This window comes from Candidatus Sulfurimonas marisnigri, assembly GCF_015265475.1.
Taxonomy (GTDB): domain Bacteria; phylum Campylobacterota; class Campylobacteria; order Campylobacterales; family Sulfurimonadaceae; genus Sulfurimonas; species Sulfurimonas marisnigri.
The window spans coordinates 2,312,339-2,330,028 of record NZ_CP054493.1 but is presented as its reverse complement, the minus strand read 5'-3'; the positions used below and the strand labels follow the sequence as shown (position 1 = coordinate 2,330,028).

General features: G+C 36.6%; 14 protein-coding genes. 5 read left to right on the top strand and 9 right to left on the bottom strand.

Annotated features, from left to right (window positions below; translation table 11 throughout):
• Nucleotides 1-108 precede the first annotated feature (108 nt).
• Genes ilvD through infC form a run of 3 tightly spaced genes read left to right on the top strand, consistent with a single transcriptional unit; the run spans nucleotide 109 to nucleotide 4,130 of the window.
• The gene (gene ilvD / locus HUE87_RS11735; protein ID WP_194366569.1) at nucleotides 109-1,794 is read left to right on the top strand and encodes a dihydroxy-acid dehydratase; all 1,686 of its coding nucleotides are present in this window, start codon (nucleotides 109-111) and stop codon (nucleotides 1,792-1,794) included.
• Nucleotides 1,795-1,809: 15 nt separating this feature from the next.
• Nucleotides 1,810-3,618 (top strand): threonine--tRNA ligase, encoded by a 1,809-nt coding sequence (gene thrS / locus HUE87_RS11730; protein ID WP_194366568.1) that lies wholly within the window; start codon nucleotides 1,810-1,812, stop codon nucleotides 3,616-3,618.
• 20 nt (nucleotides 3,619-3,638) lie between these two features.
• Nucleotides 3,639-4,130, top strand: coding sequence for a translation initiation factor IF-3 (gene infC, locus HUE87_RS11725; RefSeq protein ID WP_430732986.1), 492 nt, complete (start codon nucleotides 3,639-3,641; stop codon nucleotides 4,128-4,130).
• A 50-nt stretch (nucleotides 4,131-4,180) separates the two neighbouring features.
• On the opposite strand, the gene HUE87_RS11720 is transcribed toward infC, so the two are convergent.
• The gene (locus HUE87_RS11720; protein WP_194366566.1) at nucleotides 4,181-5,950 is read right to left on the bottom strand and encodes an ABC transporter ATP-binding protein; all 1,770 of its coding nucleotides are present in this window, start codon (nucleotides 5,948-5,950) and stop codon (nucleotides 4,181-4,183) included.
• 30 nt (nucleotides 5,951-5,980) lie between these two features.
• Nucleotides 5,981-7,297, bottom strand: a complete 1,317-nt coding sequence (locus HUE87_RS11715; RefSeq protein ID WP_194366565.1) for an MFS transporter — start codon at nucleotides 7,295-7,297, stop codon at nucleotides 5,981-5,983.
• Between the two features lie 108 nt (nucleotides 7,298-7,405).
• Here HUE87_RS11715 and rdgB point away from each other — a divergent pair, with 108 nt between their 5' ends.
• Nucleotides 7,406-7,993, top strand: coding sequence for an RdgB/HAM1 family non-canonical purine NTP pyrophosphatase (gene rdgB, locus HUE87_RS11710; protein WP_194366564.1), 588 nt, complete (start codon nucleotides 7,406-7,408; stop codon nucleotides 7,991-7,993).
• A gap of 77 nt (nucleotides 7,994-8,070) precedes the next feature.
• Entirely contained in the window at nucleotides 8,071-9,732 is a 1,662-nt protein-coding gene (locus HUE87_RS11705; RefSeq protein WP_194366563.1) for a GspE/PulE family protein, read from the top strand.
• Nucleotides 9,733-9,737: 5 nt separating this feature from the next.
• On the opposite strand, the gene amrS is transcribed toward HUE87_RS11705, so the two are convergent.
• From amrS to pdhA, 7 genes are read right to left on the bottom strand one after another with little or no spacing between them, the layout of a single operon-like run.
• Nucleotides 9,738-10,763, bottom strand: a complete 1,026-nt coding sequence (gene amrS, locus HUE87_RS11700; protein ID WP_194366562.1) for an AmmeMemoRadiSam system radical SAM enzyme — start codon at nucleotides 10,761-10,763, stop codon at nucleotides 9,738-9,740.
• Complete coding sequence (locus HUE87_RS11695; protein WP_194366561.1) at nucleotides 10,738-13,467, bottom strand: cation-translocating P-type ATPase; 2,730 nt, start codon at nucleotides 13,465-13,467, stop codon at nucleotides 10,738-10,740. Before HUE87_RS11695 ends, amrS begins: the two co-directional genes overlap by 26 nt.
• 2 nt (nucleotides 13,468-13,469) lie before the next feature.
• Complete coding sequence (locus tag HUE87_RS11690) at nucleotides 13,470-14,288, bottom strand: universal stress protein (protein ID WP_194366560.1); 819 nt, start codon at nucleotides 14,286-14,288, stop codon at nucleotides 13,470-13,472.
• A 12-nt stretch (nucleotides 14,289-14,300) separates the two neighbouring features.
• Nucleotides 14,301-14,543 (bottom strand): acyl carrier protein, encoded by a 243-nt coding sequence (locus HUE87_RS11685; RefSeq protein ID WP_194366559.1) that lies wholly within the window; start codon nucleotides 14,541-14,543, stop codon nucleotides 14,301-14,303.
• Complete coding sequence (locus HUE87_RS11680; RefSeq protein WP_194366558.1) at nucleotides 14,540-15,739, bottom strand: dihydrolipoamide acetyltransferase family protein; 1,200 nt, start codon at nucleotides 15,737-15,739, stop codon at nucleotides 14,540-14,542. The genes HUE87_RS11685 and HUE87_RS11680 overlap by 4 nt, the downstream gene beginning before the upstream one ends.
• Entirely contained in the window at nucleotides 15,736-16,719 is a 984-nt protein-coding gene (locus tag HUE87_RS11675; RefSeq protein ID WP_194366557.1) for an alpha-ketoacid dehydrogenase subunit beta, read from the bottom strand. Before HUE87_RS11675 ends, HUE87_RS11680 begins: the two co-directional genes overlap by 4 nt.
• Complete coding sequence (gene pdhA / locus HUE87_RS11670; protein WP_194366556.1) at nucleotides 16,712-17,686, bottom strand: pyruvate dehydrogenase (acetyl-transferring) E1 component subunit alpha; 975 nt, start codon at nucleotides 17,684-17,686, stop codon at nucleotides 16,712-16,714. Before pdhA ends, HUE87_RS11675 begins: the two co-directional genes overlap by 8 nt.
• Nucleotides 17,687-17,690: the final 4 nt, after the last annotated feature.

The following is a 17,690-nucleotide window of genomic DNA, read 5'->3' as shown; positions in this document are numbered from 1 at the left end:
GAATTATAGCGACTTAATTTTTGTTTGTAAAGAGTTTTCACAAAAAAATTTAAAAAAATGGTATAATCGCATTTATATTAAAATAACAATTATTGTATAAGGATTTTTATGAGAAGTGACATTATTAAAAAAGGGTTTGATAAAGCTCCTCATCGTTCATTGCTTCGTGCAACAGGACTTAAAGATGAAGACTTTGACAAACCATTTATCGGAATAGCAAATAGTTATATAGATATTATCCCTGGACATTTCTTCTTACACGAATATGGAGAGATTGTAAAAGAGGCCATTCGTGAGGCAGGCGGTGTTCCATTTGTATTCAATACTATTGGTGTTGATGATGGAATCGCTATGGGTCATGAAGGTATGCTTTACTCCCTTCCTTCTCGTGAAATAATTGCAGACTCTATAGAAACTGTAATGAATGCTCATCAATTAGATGCAATGATTTGTATCCCCAACTGTGACAAAATTGTTCCAGGAATGATTATGGGTGCTCTTCGTGTAAATGTTCCTACTATTTTTGTTTCTGGTGGGCCAATGGCTGCTGGACATAAAAAAGATGGTACTCCTATTGATCTTGCTACTGCATTTGAGGCTGTTGGTCAACATGCTGAAGGTAAGATGACTGATGAAGAATTATACGAGATAGAATGTGAAGCTTGTCCAAGTGGTGGTTCTTGTTCTGGTATGTTTACTGCAAACTCTATGAATACTCTTTGTGAAGCTATGGGTATAGCCCTTCCAGGTAATGGAACTATACTAGCAATGACTCCTGAGAGAATAGAACTTGTTAAAAAAGCAGCAAGACGTGTTGTTGAAATGGCTAAGGCTGAAGATCCTAGATTTAAAATGAAAAATATTTTAAATGAAAAAGCTATTCATAATGCATTTGTTGTAGATATGGCAATGGGTGGAAGTTCAAACACTGTTTTACATCTTTTAGCAATAGCAAGAGAATCTGATATTGAATATAAAATTGAAAACATCAATAAAATAGCTGATAAAGTGGCACATATTGCTAAAATATCTCCATCGTTAAGTACTGTTCATATGGATGATATAAACAAAGCTGGTGGTGTAAACGCAGTTATGAATGAGGTTGCTCGTCGTGGCGGATTGTTACACCTAGATTCTTTAATGGTATCTGGCGAAACTCTTGGTGAAAGAATAGCTGATGCAAAAATCTTAGATGAAAACATTATTCATACAAATGAAAATGCTTACTCTCAAGTTGGTGGTTTATCAATTTTATTTGGTAATCTTGCAACAGAGGGTGCAGTTGTTAAAACTGCAGGAATAACTGGGAATATGAAACAGTTCAAAGGAACGGCAGTATGTTTTAACTCTCAGCCAGAAGCACTTGCTGGGATAATGAATCATAAAGTTAAAGCTGGTGACGTTGTAGTTATTCGTTATGAGGGTCCAAAAGGTGGTCCTGGTATGCAAGAGATGCTAGCACCTACTTCACTTATTATGGGAATGGGACTTGGTGAGAGTGTAGCTCTTATTACAGATGGTCGTTTCAGCGGTGCTACCCGCGGAGCCAGTATTGGTCATATTTCTCCTGAAGCTGCTGAAGGTGGAGTTATAGCTCTTGTAGAAGATGGCGATGAAATTGAGCTAGATACTGACAATCATCTTTTACGACTTAACGTAAGTGAAGATATTATTGCTAAAAGAAGAGCTGCTTGGAAACCTCACAAGAATGAAGTTAAATCAAAGTGGCTAAAAAGATATAGTCTTTTAGTTTCTAACGCATCTAATGGTGCAGTTTTAAAAACAGAATTATAAAAAGGAAAATTATAAGTGAACGCAATCGCAATAAAACATAATAATGAGATAATTGACTTGCAAACAGCTAAAGAGCTTGGGTTTGAAGGTGAACAGATTCATCTTGACAACTCTGAGGATTCTTTAGAAGTTCTACGTCACTCAACAGCTCACCTTATGGCTCAAGCTATAAAGTCTCTTTACCCAGATGCAAAATTTTATGTAGGACCAACGGTAAAAGAAGGTTTTTACTATGACTTTAAAACAGAATCAGAAATTGGTGAGGGTGATTTAAAAAATATTGAAAAACAAATGTTGTCATTTGCAAAGAAAAAATATCCAATTGAAAAGTACTCTATATCAATGGATGAAGCTAAAAGTAAATTTAAAGATGACCATTTAAAACTTTCTGTAATGGAGAGAATCCAAGATGAGAGTGTTAGCATCTACAAACAAGGTGAATTTGAAGACCTTTGTCGTGGACCACATCTTCCAAGTATTGGTTTAATCAGATATTTTAAGCTTACTAAAATAGCTGGTGCATACCTTGGTGGAGACTCTCAAAATGAGATGTTAACTCGTATTTATGGTATCGCATTTGCAGATAAAGAGGCGTTAAAAGCTCACCTTGAAATGATAGCTGAAGCTGAAAAAAGAGATCACCGTAAGATTGGTGCTGAGATGAAAATGTTTACATTTCGTGAAGAGGTTGGAGCAGGATTTCCTATCTGGCTTCCAGCTGGCGGGCGACTTCGTGCAAGACTAGAGTCTCTACTTTTTAAAGCGCACCGTAAGCGTGGCTATGAGCCTGTACGTGGACCAGAAATGCTTCGTTCAGACTTATGGAAAACATCAGGGCATTACCAAAACTACGGCGAGAACATGTACTTTACAAACATAGATGAAATAGAGTTTGGTGTTAAGCCTATGAACTGTGTTGGTCATATAAAAGTATATGAAGATGAATTGCACTCTTACCGCGATTTACCTATAAAATATTTTGAATATGGTGTAGTCCATCGTCATGAGATGACTGGTGCTCTTCATGGACTTTTCCGTGTTCGTGAATTTACTCAGGATGATGCGCATATTTTTTGTACTACGGAGCAAATAGAAGAACAGATTATAGAAGTTGTTGATTTTGTAGATAAAATTATGTCAACTTTTGAGTTCGATTATAAGATGATGATTTCTACTAAACCAGAAAAAGCAGTTGGAAATGACGAAGTGTGGGAAGTTTCTACACAAGCACTTAAAAATGCGATGGATAAAAATAGTCTTCCTTATGAAATAGATGAGGGTGGAGGAGCTTTTTATGGTCCTAAAATAGATATTAAAATAACTGACGCTATTGGCCGTGAGTGGCAGTGTGGAACAATTCAACTAGATTTTAATCTACCAGAGAGATTTGAGCTAGAGTATAACGGTGAGAATAATGACAAAATTCAACCAGTTATGATTCATAGAGCTATTTTAGGGTCTTTTGAGCGTTTTATTGGAATTTTGACTGAACATTATGCTGGGGAATTTCCAATGTTTATTGCTCCAACACAAGTCGCAATCGTTCCAATTGCCGATACCCATAAAGAATATGCTAAGTCAATTTCAGATAAACTTATCGATATTGGTGCTGATTTTGAGATATATTCTAAAAATGATTCTTTAAATAAAAGAATTAGAACAGCAGAAAAATCAAGAGTTCCTATGTTGATTATCATAGGAGATGAAGAGGTTGAAGGTAAAACAGTCGCTATTCGTGACCGTAGAACTAGAGAACAATATAATTTAAGCGAGGATGAGTTCTTATCGCTTATAAAAACTAAAATAAATGAGGTAAATTTTTGACTAAAAAAGACCGTGTCATAATGAATGACGATATCCGTGCAACGGAACTAAGATGTAATGTAGATGGAGGAGAATCTTTAGGAATTATTTCTCTTGATGAGGCTATGGAAAAAGCAAATGAGTTAGGTTTGGATTTAGTACTAATAGCTCCGGATGCAAAACCGCCTGTTGCAAAAATTATGGATTACGGTAAATATAGATACCAAGAAGAAAGAAAACTTAAAGAGCAGAGAAAAAATCAAGTTAAAATTGATGTTAAAGAGATTAAACTATCTGTTAAAATTGCTGAAAATGACATTAGCTATAAAGTAAAACATGCAAGAGAGTTTTTAGAACAAGGTAAGCATGTAAAATTTCGTGTTTTCTTGAGAGGCCGTGAAATGGCTAATCCTCAAGCTGCAAGAGAGGTTCTTTTAAGAATTTGGCCAATGGTTGAAGATATCGGTGTTATGGATAAGTCACCAAAATTCGAAGGCCGCTACTACAACATGTATGTTCTTCCTAAAAAGTAATATCTAGTTTCCTCTTCACAACGTAGAGATGAAATTGTAAATAATCATCTCTACAGTAATTGATTTTTAATAAACTCTATATAGTGTCCTTCTTCCTCTTCTAGCTCTTTGTGAGTTCCTCTTTGAACTATTTTACCAGAATCTAAAACATAAATAATGTCAGCATTTTTTACAGTGCTTAATCTGTGCGCGATTGTTATAACTGTTTTGTCATTTAACATAGGAGCTATTGCTGTATGAAGTTTTGCCTCCGTATGCACATCGAGTGCTGAAGTTGATTCATCAAATATTACTACACAAGGATTTGCGATAATCATTCTAGCAATACTTAGGCGTTGTCTTTGTCCTCCAGAGAGTCTAACACCATGATGTCCGACAATTGTATCTAGTCCATCTTCCATAGAGTCTATCATCTCTTTAAGTTGAGCAATTTGTAATGCTTCATTTATTTGTTTATCACTAATGCCTGCATCTCCCATGGTAATATTAAATCTAAGTGTAGAGTTAAATAGTATTGGCATCTGCAGAACTAAAAATATTTTTTCTCTTAGTGAAGTTTTATCTAATATTTCCATCTCTATATTATTATAAGTTAGTGAACCACTGTTTTTCTCGTAAAATCCTGAAATAATCTGAGCCAAAGTAGTTTTTCCACTCCCGCTTGCTCCAATTAGTGCTATTTTAGAGCCTGCTTTTATCTCTAAAGATATATTTTGAAGAGTATTTTTACCTAAAGAGTAAGAGAAATTTAGATTGTGCAGAGAAATATCTACATGTTGGGAATCTAAAATTTTGTTACCGGAATGCTCAGTTTTTAAAGTGAGAATTTTATTTATACGTTTTAGTGCACTCATTGCGGAAGCATAGCTGTATTGCATAGAAAGTATATCTTGAACTGGAGTCATTATAAACCAGATATATCCAAACATCGCGAACATCATACCTATGCTTAGATCACTATATGCAACCAAGAGAAGCCCAGAGGCACGCAAAAGTTCAAACATTACTAGAAATATAGTGTAGGATAGTCTTTCATAAGCGATACTTTTGTACCCATACTCATTTGAAGTTTTTTGAATATCTCTAGCTTGTGCTATTGCATTATAGAAAAAGTAGTTTTCTTTGTTACTAGCTTTTATTTGTCCATAAAGTTCTAGTGTTTCTCCAACATTATTTTGAAAATTCTCTATTGATTCATTCTCTTCTTTTTTTAAAGCACCAACTATTTTTGACATCTTTTTACTTAGTAACATAATTAGCGGTTGAATTATTAAAATCAGAACTCCTAAAATAGGGTCAATAACAATCATCACAATGCCGACAGCCAAAAGTGTTAAAACAGAAGAAACAAAACGGCTAACGCTAGTCATAATAAAACTGTCAAGTGTATTTACATCAGTCACCAGGTTTGAAGTTATAGCTCCGCTGCCCAATGTCTCATACTCATTCATGGATGTTACTTTCAAATGATCTATTAACCTTTTTCGTATCATAAAAGTAACATATTTTGATATTTTAGTGAAAATTTTCGTTATAGCAACACCTAGGATATAGTATATAAAACGTAAAAAAATAACAGCAAATGTTACTAAAGCAATATAGTAAAAAGGTGTTGTTTCGCCGACAATATAGTTGATACTGTTGACAAAATAAGATGGTTTATTTAGAAGAATTTCATCCACCATAAGTGGAAGCATAAGAGGAACAGGGATGCTTACAAGTATAGCAAGAAGAGTTATTACTTGCCCATAAAGAAGTGCGGGCTTTTTATCTAAGATGAGATTATATATAGTTTTTAGTGTAATTTGATCTTTATTCATAATGTTAGTATAGCATCAAATTACAATAATTTATTTAGAGATTTTAGCTTTTAAATCTTCTTGCGTGATTGCTCCTGTTACATATTTTACAACAACTATATTTTCGCTATCGTTTATGTACCACTCTGCGATATGCTCATTTTCTAGGTTTGTTAATTTTGTTATATCTACATTGTCATGCGGAAGGTACAGATGAGAGTGTTTGGTCGGATTTTGAAGTTTCAGCGTCCACAAAAACCATAGAGTTGCAACAACAGCTACTGATATACCGATTGTCTCTCTATCGCTAATCCCCAATAAAAGACCCGCAGATATACCACCTATAAATGTAGCAAAATATGCAACAGAATTAGAAATTCCTAAAGCTGCACCTTTTTGGTGTACTTTTGCAAACTTTGTAATCATTGATTGCACTAGAGGTTCCATCATATTAAAGCCGATAAAAAACATCACAACACCAACTACAAAAACAGTACTATCAGTTGTGAGCCCCATAATCAAAAATGAACCAGTAAACAGAATAATAGAGATCAAAAATATCTGTTTTGGTTTATTGTGCTTTTCACCAAAAACAGCAGCAGGACCCATGGCAATTAAACCAAAAATCATAGCAGGTAGGTAAGCCATATAGAGGTCAGATTTTTCCCAAGCAAAGTCTGTACTTGTAAGAATAATTGGGATAAGAACAAAAGCAACAGTCATAAGACCTTTTTGCATTGCGTTTATAACTATCATATTTAAAAGATTAGAGTCTTTTAAAATATCAGAAGTTTTTGCCGTTGCGTGGTAAATATGTTTGATTCTTGGAGGAGTCGGCACTTTTGTAAAAAGAAGAACAATAGCAAAAACTGCTAAAACAGCAGTGATAATAAATAAAGATGCTACACCATATTTAGCTCCAATAACTGGACCAAGACCCATTGCAAGAGCAAAACTAAGAGCAATTGTACCGCCCATGATAGCCATTGCTTTGCCGCGAATCTCTTCTTCAACTAAATCAGAAATCATAGCAGTGATAACCGAACCGATAGCACCGGCACCTTGGAGAAAACGACCAATCATAAGAGTGTAAATATCAGTAGAGTATGCGCATATAACCGAACCTATTAAAAATATAATAAGACCAACAAGAAGAGTTGGTTTTCTTCCTATTTTGTCACTCATTGTTCCAAAAGGAACTTGAAATATTGCTTGAGTCAGGGCATATCCACCGACGACTACACCAACTAGAAGTGGTGTTGAATTCTCAAGACCAAGAGCATATACTGATATAACTGGTAAAACTAAGAATAGACCCAAAAACCTAAGTGAAAGGATTGCTGAGAGAGGAAAGACTTTTTTAAACATTTGACACCTTAAATACTATATAATGGTGATATTATATTTAAAAGATTGTTTACACTAACTTTGTGAATTAAAAAAGTTCGTGAATAAAGTAAACTGTAAGGATTACATGTGAAGTTGGTATTGGCTACATCTAACAAAGGTAAAGTTAGAGAGATAAAAGCGCTTTGTGAGGATTATGAAGTTATTCCATACAGTGAACTGATGGAAGAGTTCGAAATTATTGAAGATGGAGATAGTTTCAAAGAGAATGCTTTAATAAAAGCAAGAGCGGTTTTTAAAGCATTAAATGATGAAAATATAATAGTTTTAGCCGATGATAGCGGAATCAGTGTAGATATACTTGATGGAAAACCTGGTATCTATAGCGCAAGACATGCAGGTAAAGATGCAGATGATAAAGATAATTTATATAAGTTAATAGAAGATATTAAAGCTAAGGGTGTGAAATCATCCCCTGCTCACTATACGGCGGCAATAGCTATAGTTACAAAAAAAGGTGAGTATTGTGTTCATGGTTGGATGTACGGCACAGCCTTGAGTGAATCGGTTGGAGATGGTGGGTTTGGATATGACCCTATGTTTATTCCGCTAGGCTTTGATAAAACATTAGGAGAGCTAGATGATGAAGTTAAGAAAAAATTGTCGCATCGCTCAAAAGCTCTAAGTTTGGCAAAGTATATTTTAAAAACTCTCTAAAGCTTTGTTGTTGAAAATATATTTTAACAAATAATATTGTATACTAACTTTTACTATTACATGTAAAGGTGCAAATTATGACAGCTCAGATTATTGGTGAGATTTTAAAAGAGATGGAAATTATTTCCCAAGAACAGCTTGAAGCATCGTTACATGTACAAAAAGCAACAAATGAAGCCCTTGGTGAAATTCTTGTAAAACTTAATTTTGTTACAACAGATGAATTGGCTCACGCTATAGCAAAGCAAAACAATCTTGAGTATATTGATTTAGACAGTTATGTCCCTACACGAGATACATTGAAGTTAATTGACAGTGAGTTTGCTGTTTTTAATATGATACTGCCTTTAAAAATAGACGAAGATGTACTTGTAGTTGTAACAGCATGGCCAAATGATGAGACAATCTTAGAATACCTTCAAGAGAGTACGGGTTATCCAATTCGTTTTGCAGTAAGCGATACTAAAGCGATTGGAAAGTATATTCAGTTTTATTATGAGCAACTTGATTATCCGATTGAAAACAAAATCAACGATATGATTAAGGACTCCGTTGAAAAAAAAGAGATTGATATAATTACTTTTGTTAACTTTATTATTAGCAATGCCTTAAAAGATCGTGTCACCGACATTCATATTACGCCAGAACGGTTGACTTCACATGTTTTTTACCGGATTGATGGTGTATTAAAACACTCATTTTCTATACCATCAGCAGTGCATAATCATATAATTTTACGGATAAAAGTACTTGCTAAACTTGATATTGCTCAACACTTATTACCACAAAATGGTGATTTTGATTTTGAGTTTTTTCAGAATAATTATAATATTAGGGCATCTATTATTCCAGTAATAAATGGAGAAAAACTTGCATTGAGGCTTATGCCGGAAAATTTCAAGCTTTTAACTTTAGAAAATCTTGGTTTTGAATCAAACTTGGCCAAGCAACTTAGTCAAAATCTACAAAAAAATAGTGGAATCATACTTATAATAGGTGCTAGTGGAAGTGGGAAAACAACAACTCTCTATGCAATGCTACGTAAAATTGACATACTAAAGAGAAATGTAGTAAGCGTTGAAGAACCGGTAGAGTACCATCTACCATTTGTTAATCAGGTGCAGATTAATACCCGCTCAAATTATACATACAACAAGGCACTTCATTCCATAGCACGGCAGGATCCTGATGTAATTGCAATTGGTGAAATTCTTGATGAAGAAACAGCGAAGTTGGCAATACAGAGTTCTGCAACAGGTCATCTGATTTTATCAACACTCTCAGGTAGTAGTGGAATTACAACAATAGCGCGTCTTAAAGATCTTGGAGTTGATAAGTATCTTTTGGCTGATGGACTTCTCAGCATAGTATCGCAAAAGCTACTGAGAAGGCTTTGCAATGAGTGTAAAAAAGAGGTAGAACTCTCTCGAGATGAGCTAATTAAATACTTTTCTGATTCAGCTGAAACAATCTTATCGCTTGGGGATGAGAGAGTAAAACTATATGAAGCAGTAGGATGTGAACACTGTAGACAAAGCGGTTATGTTGGGCGTCTAGCTATTATAGAACTGTTGCAGGTTGATGAGGTAATTAGAGATATGATTGAACATGATAAAAGCAGTATAGAGATACAAAATTATGTTCGCAGCACTGGTAGCGTTGATATGAAAACTGATGCCCTTCAAAAACTCCTCAATGGAACTACCAGTTTACAAGAGGTAATGCGTATAGTTAATTGAAAATATTAACTCCACACACCTTCAAGTTTATAGCCACACTTTGGACAGCAACCGTTTTCATTTAGTTCATTTGTAACAAACTGTCCAATATTTCCACTTCTGTCAATCACTCTTTTGTTGCACTTTGGGCAGTAGGTTGATTCGTAATCTTCATTGTCAATATTTCCTATATAGAGATATTTTAGACCCTCCTCTTGACCTATTCTATAGGCACGAAGCAGAGTAGATTCAGGAGTGCGAGGAGGTTCTAGCATCTTATATGTTGGATGAAAAGCGGATAGATGCCAGGGGATAGACGTGTCAATATCTGCCAGAAATTTTGCAATTGAGCGAATCTCATCATCAGAATCATTCTTCCCAGGTATCAGTAGCGTTGTAATCTCTACCCATATCCCTTTCTCATGAGCATACTTCACACACTCAAGCACAGGTTCGAGTCTTGCTCCGCAAATCTCTTTGTAGAACTCATCTGAAAAACTTTTAATGTCAATATTCATTCCGTCTATATAAGGCTGAAGCAAATCTATCGCTTTATGTGTTTCAAATCCACTTGTAACGTAGATATTTTTTAGTCCGCTCTCATGTGCGAGCTTAGCTGTGTCATAAGTATATTCAAAAAATACAACTGGCTCATTGTAGGTATATGCAACCGAATCGCACCCATTTTCCAGTGCTAGCTTTACTATGTTTTCAGGTGGAAGTTCATGACCTATAATTTTGTGCTCATGCTCTTTTGGGTACTGAGATATATCATAGTTTTGACAAAATTTACAAGAGAAGTTACATCCAACTGTTCCAACAGAGAAGGCCCTGCTTTTTGGTAAAAAATGAAACATAGGTTTTTTCTCTACAGGGTCTACATTTACAGCAGCGGCCAGACCATAAACTAGAAGTCTTAACTCACCACCTTCAACTTTTCTAACTCCACAAATACCATATTCACCCTCTTCAAGCTTACATGCTTGAGCACACGCTTGACACAATATTTTCCCCGACTCAAGTCTCTTACTTAACCATGCTTTTTCTGACATCTTCATCTCCTTGTAGTAAAATTAAATTCGTTTTCGCTGAACGTTTTGTATACTTATAGTATTCATGACTAACAAAAAGTATAATTGGAAAAGGTAGCAATATCCATAACTCATTGAGAGGGATATAAGCGGTATGAAATATTTTTTGAACCGGTTCATAACTCAGCATCATCCAAATCCATAAAAACTCCAGAGCCATAGCCCCAAGAAGAAGCTTATTGCTTGTCCACCCAACGCTCCAAGCTGAGTACTCCCAGCTGCGCATAGTCCAAACATTGACCAACTGACAGCTTATTGCACCTAAAAGAGTCATAGTCATTGCCTGAGACTGCAACAGAGGGTTTTTCAAATCAACAGTTCCATACTCCCATCCATGAAGAGATAAGAAGCTTATGAAGGCTACCATAGCGGCAGTCGCTTCAATAACACCGATAAAAAAGTAGCCTCTTTTAAACACCTCCCAATCAAGAATCTTTTCGCCTCTTCCTACGGGTGGAGATTTCATGATGTTTTTTTCAGGCTTTTCACTCCCCAGAGCAAGCCCTGGGAGCATATCTGAACCTAGGTCTATTGAGAGGATTTGAATAACTGAAAGCGGTAGCGGTATCAGTAGAAAAAAGTGCAAGATGTAAGGGACAATTTCCGGAACATTTGAAGAGAGTATATATGTTACAAATTTTTTAATATTAAAATATACGGCTCTACCTTCTTCTATAGCAGATACAATTGAGTTGAAATTATCATCAAGGAGTATCATGTCCGCGGCCTCTTTTGCTACGTCTGTGCCTGAAATACCCATAGCTATTCCGATGTCTGCACGTTTTAGTGCCGGGGCATCATTGACTCCGTCGCCGGTCATTGCCACCACTTCCCCGCAGTTTTGAAGAGCTATGGCAATTTTTAATTTTTGATTACTCGCCATTCTGGCAAAAAGTACACTCTCCTTTGATAGGATTTTTTCCAGCTCCTCTTCTCTCAACATCTGCACTTCATCTCCTGTCAGTATGCGATCAAATTCAAGACCGATTTTTTTGGCTATTGCCTGAGCGGTTTTAGAGTTGTCACCTGTAATCATCATAGTGCGTATTCCAGCCGTTTTACACTGTTGTATAGCACCTTTTACCTCTTCTCTCGGCAAATCCATTATGGCTACAAGACCTAAAAGCGTCAGTCCCTCTTCTTCAATATTTGAATTTTTTGCAATTGCCAATACACGGTATGCTTCATTTTCAAAAGCTTCTGCACTCATTTGCATACGTTTTTTAGCATCAGCATCAAAAATTTTTATGATTTGGTCGCTGTCTAAAAAATGTGTCGCCTTTTCAAAGATAACTTCAGCAGCACCTTTTGTGTATAAAATCTTCTCTTCAGATTTTATACAAACAGAGGACATCATTTTTCTATCACTGGTAAATGGTATCTCATTAATCTTTTCTAATAAACTTAAGTCTATATTACGTTTTTTTGCGGCAACCACAATAGCAAGTTCTGTCGGATCTCCAAAAAGTTTTTTATCCTCTATTGTCGCACGACAGTTCATAGAACCTGCTGTCAATATCTCATCTAGCCTGATTTGTGAACTCTCATTTGAATTGTCAAAATTAAACTCACCCTCTGTGGCATACCCCTCTCCACTAACTGCTACATGTTCACCACCTGCCAAAACAAGCTCTTTTAGCGTCATCTCATTTCGTGTAAGAGTGCCTGTTTTGTCAGTGCATATAACGGTGGCACTCCCTAGAGTCTGGACAGAATCAAGATTTTTTATAAGTGCATTTCTCTTTGCCATACGCTGAGATGCCAAAGATAGAGATAGAGTTATGGTCGGGAGCATACCCTCCGGCACATTTGCAACAATGAGTGAGAGGGCAAATATGGAGGCTATCAATAGGTTCTGCTCTGAAAAGACCCCAAATATAAAAAATAGCAGACCCATGGCAAGGGCAATAATAGTGAGAATATGGGTAATACGAATGACCTCTTTTTGCATAGGGGTGATAGTTTTTTGAACATTTTTTGTAAGTGTTGCAATTTTTCCAAACTCCGTACTTTGACCTGTTGAGACTACTACTGCCTCTGCACTTCCGGAAATAACGGCAGTACCTGCAAAAACCATATTTCTTGCATCTAAAGCTCTTGTAATATTACTGTCAATCTTCAAGTCACGCCTTGAGGGTCTTGATTCGCCGTTTAGTGATGAAGTATTTATATAGAGTGTCGTATTTTCTATCAAAACAGCGTCGGCAGCTATTTTATTCCCCTCTTCAAGAATAATAATATCGCCGGGAACCAAATCTTTTGCATCAATAGTTTTCACCTCGCCATCTCGCACAAGGGTAACTATGCTCGGCATAAGCTTTACTAGTGCCTCCATCGCTTTATCAGCCTTGTACTCCTGCCAAAAAGCGAAAGTAGCATTAATAATTACAGCTATCAAAATTGCATAGGCAAGAATGTCATTCCCCTCATTAGGAGCGTAATAATCGGCGATAAATGCCAAAAAAGCCGCTACTTCAAGCAAAAGAGCGAAGAACTGTATATACTGTTTTAAATACTCTAAAAGATAGTTCTTCTTTATTTGGCTTTGAATTTTATTCTCACCAAAATCGACTATTCTGCGATTTGCCTCTTTTGTGCTTAAGCCATTTTTTGAGGTGTGAAAGCTTTCAAAAAGTTCCTGAGAGTTCAGTTTATACGGCTGCATTGCTACTTCTCTTTCGGGTAATAGGCAATTGTGTTTACAGAAGCTTCATGCATCAACTTTTCTATAGGCATCTCTTTGTTTAAAAATGATGTTATTGATAATCGTTTAGCACCAATCACAACCAATTGAGCATCTGATTTTACTACATGGGTAAATATGCTTTTGGATTCACTATTGGTAAAATCATGCTTGATATTAAGAGGAAAATTCATTATATTTGCGAGTTTTAGGTAGTGTCTTAGATTGTGATTGATAACACCAAGCTTCTCTCTGGCTTTATGTATATCTACTCTTGATAGCTCCCTTACTGACATGCTTGACACGGAGTATATCTCTCCCTCTGCCTTAAATGCCAAGGCGATTGTTGAAAAAAAAGTAAACTTTTCAACGGAGAGTCTGTCTTCTTTTATAGAGAGTACTACACTGTCTAAATCCATAATACTGCTTATCTTGGTAATACGGACAATAGCAATATCAACATTAAGGTTCATTTTTGTCAAGAGCAAGCTAAATGAGTTGCTCAGCAGATTCTTTTTTTTCCGCGTGCTACAGAAAATGGTGTCTGTGAAAGTGTTCGATAAAAAGAGTTTGATAGCCTTTTGGGTAGAGCCGTTAAGGAGTACATGCTCAGTTTTAATATTTTGGGATTCAGATAAGGTGGTTATCCTCTGCATGCTCGCATGAACATCATCTAAATTATCTTTTTTATTCTCTACATGTAGCAGAACAAGCGTCAGATTTTGAACTTGCGCATATTTCAAAGCATAAAACGCCATGCTCTCTGCGGTGATACTTCCATTAATTGCAGCTATAACTTTCATGTTTTTTGCAGTTTACAAATGTTTTGAGAAGTACTCAGCCATATGCTTGACAGTATCAACCTTGGCATAATCGGCCTCAGGAACTTCAATACCAACTTTTTCATTCAAGGATGTAAGAATTTTTAAAAAATCAAACGAGTCTATCTCTAAAGAGCGCTGAATATTCGCATCTGGATCTATCTCACTCTCATCTACATCGGGGGCAATTTCCAAAATTTGCTCAATTATTGCCCGTTTTAGTTCCTCTTTTGTCATAATAGCTCCTTTGGGTTTTGTAAATAGCTGTTTAGTTTGTCTAAAAATAGTCCCCCCGTGCGACCATCAGTTGCTCTGTGATCACCGGCCAATGTGGCCCGCATAACTTTTCTCACACAAAGTGAATCCCCCTCAGCCCAAGGAGAATCTATGATAGCTCCAAGCCCTACAATTGCTAGTTGTGGAGGATAAATAACTCCATATACGCTCTCTACCCCTAAATCACCCAAGTTTGTGATGGTAATTGTTTGAGCAATCATCTCGCTCGAGCGAAGTTTACCACCACGAGTTCGTGTTATCAAATCACTTAAAGAGTTCATTGTGTCATCTATAGTCATAATATCTGCATTTAATAGTGCAGGGGTAATTAATCCCCCTTTTCGGAGTGCTATGGCGATACCTGGATGAATCTCTTTGCTTATCTGGTGTGAATTATCTTGCCAAAAACCGTTTAGCTCAGGGACCTCTTTTAGTGATAGAACAACTGCACGAATTAAAATGGCAACAGGGAGTATTCTATCTTTGATACTGCGTTTTTTGTTTAGTTCTTCCAGGTATTTTAGTGCCGGTGTCATGTTGATTGAAGTTGAAAGGTAATAGTGTGGTATTTCAGCATTGGAGCGACTCATGGCAGCTGCTATGGCTTGACGCATACCACTATTTTTCTCTATATGAGCATCTGATTTTGATTCTATTTTTGTTGGTTCTTCTTGTTCTGTAGTGGAAGCAGCCTCTATTTTACTCAGTTGTACAACACCCTCTTTAGGGTCGAACTTTGATAAATCAACACCCATCTCACCCGCTCTTTTGCGAGCCGCAGGAGATATCTTTAGGCGCGCTTCTTGCTCTACATGTAAAGCTGTCGGTTTAGGTGGCTCTGATACTATTTGTTCCTCTTTTGTCTCTTGCACAACCGGTTGTTTAGATTCATGTTTTTCTTCTACATGTAGAGGTTTCTTTTCATCAGAAGCAATAATAGCAAGAGGCTCCCCAACTTTGCATTCACTCTCCTCTTTTACTAACAGTTTTTCAACAATGCCATCCTCAAATATTTCTATCTCTATAACACCTTTACTTGTCTCTACTTCTGCTATAACTTGACCATTTGTTACTCTGTCACCCTCTTTAACAAGCCACTCCATCAAAATAGCTGATTCCATATCCGCGCCCAAACTAGGCATAAGAAATTCGCTCATGATTGCACCATCACTTTCTTTGTTGTATCAACAATTTTATCAACCTGCACAATGGCAGCATCTTCAAGATGTTTAGCATAGGGAAGAGGAACTTCGAGAGTACACACTCTAGCCATTGGAGCATCTAGTTCATAAAATGCTTGTTCATTAATGCGAGCCATAATCTCAGCTGAGATACTGCCTGACTTCCACCCATCATCCACAATGACAACTCTATGCGTTTTGGCTACTGACTTCATAATTGTCTCATCATCCAATGGGCGAAGAGAACGTAGGTCAATTACTTCCGCATCAATCCCATCTTTAGCTAAAGTCTCGGCAGCTTCTAGTGCTTTAAAAAGATTTATTCCATAGGTTAAAATCGTTATATCTTTACCAGGTCTATGAACCAAGGCTTTTCCAATAGGTATCGGTGTAGATTTAGTGTCGAGTGAGCCTTTAGAATTATAAAGAAGTGAGTTCTCAAAAACCAGAACAGGGTCTGGATCACTCAAAGCCAAACCAATCATGTCATAAGCATCTTGTACTGTTGCTGGTGTTAAAACTTTTACACCAACTATATATGACAGCCATCCCTCTAGTGAATGTGAGTGTTGGGCACCTAATTGATTGCCTACGCCTGTTGCCATACGAATCACTAAAGGAACATTAAACTGTCCACCAGACATATGAAGCATACTTGCAGCATTATTTATAATCTGATCGAGTGCTAAAAGGCTGAAATTTACAGTCATAATTTCTACTATTGGTCTCATTCCATTCATTGCTGCACCAATACCAGCACCGGTAAAAGCTGATTCACTAAGTGGTGTATCTATGATTCGTTCACGGCCAAACTCATCTAAAAGTCCTCTGCTGACAGCGTAAGAACCACCATAATTACCAACATCTTCACCTATTAAAAATACTCGTTCATCTTCGCGCATAGCTTTACGGATAGCTTCTCTAACAGCTTCTCGATATGTAATAGTATTATCCATTACTCACCTCCGAATAAACAAATTTTTCTAAATCTTCTATAGGTTCAAGTGTGCCATTCTCTGCAAACTCTACTGCTTCATCTATAATAGTTTTTATTTCATCTTCAAGCTCTTTTACATCCATCTCAGACCATAGTCCCATCTCTTCAAGTCTCTTTTGAAACACAACCAATGGACCTTTTTCTTTCCACTCCTCAACTTCAACTTTTTCCCGATATAGTTCAGCATCAAACATAGAGTGGGCACGAAAGCGGTAAGTAAGACATTCAAGAAACAGAGGTCCTTTTCCATCTTTAATGTCTTCTACAGCCCTTGAAGCAGCTTTAGCCACCTCTACAACATCCATTCCATCTATCTGTTTTGAATCTATCTTGTATGAGGCAGCCTTTTTATAAATATCTGTTTCAGACTCTGTTAGATTTAAAGCAGTTCCCATAGCATAACGGTTATTTTCACAAACAAAAAGAACTGGTAAATTCCATAATGCGGCCAAGTTTAACGACTCATGAAACTCACCCTCAGCAACTGCACCATCGCCAAACATACAAACTGTTACACGATTACGTTTCATCATTTTATCTGCTAATGCCATTCCAACAGCAAGAGGTAAGCCACCAGCAACTATGGCAGTACCTCCATAAAATCGTGTATTTGCATCAAAAAGATGCATAGAACCGCCTCGTCCACGAGAAGTTCCCTCCTGCTTACCAAACAACTCTGCCATGATGCTGTTTGCACTTACTCCCTTTGCTAATGCTTGTCCGTGTTCTCTATATGTAGCAAGAACAGCATCTTCTGGAGTCAATGCATTCATAATTCCCACTGCTATAGCCTCTTCACCGATGTAAAGATGTAAAAAACCACGAATTTTTTGCTTAGAATAAAACTCTACGCACCTCTCTTCAAATCGCCGAATCAAAAGCATTTTGGAGTAAAACTCTTTAGCTTTAGTTAAATCAAGTTCCATTACA

Excerpts from the sequence above, each read along its gene's own strand:
- ilvD (WP_194366569.1), top strand. The coding sequence starts at position 109 with ATGAGAAGTGACATTATTAAAAAAGGGTTTGATAAAGCTCCTCATCGT.
- infC (WP_430732986.1), top strand. The coding sequence starts at position 3,639 with ATGAATGACGATATCCGTGCAACGGAACTAAGATGTAATGTAGATGGA.
- HUE87_RS11720 (WP_194366566.1), bottom strand. The coding sequence starts at position 5,950 with ATGAATAAAGATCAAATTACACTAAAAACTATATATAATCTCATCTTA.
- HUE87_RS11715 (WP_194366565.1), bottom strand. The coding sequence starts at position 7,297 with ATGTTTAAAAAAGTCTTTCCTCTCTCAGCAATCCTTTCACTTAGGTTT.
- HUE87_RS11705 (WP_194366563.1), top strand. The coding sequence starts at position 8,071 with ATGACAGCTCAGATTATTGGTGAGATTTTAAAAGAGATGGAAATTATT.
- amrS (WP_194366562.1), bottom strand. The coding sequence starts at position 10,763 with ATGTCAGAAAAAGCATGGTTAAGTAAGAGACTTGAGTCGGGGAAAATA.
- HUE87_RS11695 (WP_194366561.1), bottom strand. The coding sequence starts at position 13,467 with ATGCAGCCGTATAAACTGAACTCTCAGGAACTTTTTGAAAGCTTTCAC.
- HUE87_RS11690 (WP_194366560.1), bottom strand. The coding sequence starts at position 14,288 with ATGAAAGTTATAGCTGCAATTAATGGAAGTATCACCGCAGAGAGCATG.
- HUE87_RS11685 (WP_194366559.1), bottom strand. The coding sequence starts at position 14,543 with ATGACAAAAGAGGAACTAAAACGGGCAATAATTGAGCAAATTTTGGAA.
- HUE87_RS11680 (WP_194366558.1), bottom strand. The coding sequence starts at position 15,739 with ATGAGCGAATTTCTTATGCCTAGTTTGGGCGCGGATATGGAATCAGCT.
- HUE87_RS11675 (WP_194366557.1), bottom strand. The coding sequence starts at position 16,719 with ATGGATAATACTATTACATATCGAGAAGCTGTTAGAGAAGCTATCCGT.
- pdhA (WP_194366556.1), bottom strand. The coding sequence starts at position 17,686 with ATGGAACTTGATTTAACTAAAGCTAAAGAGTTTTACTCCAAAATGCTT.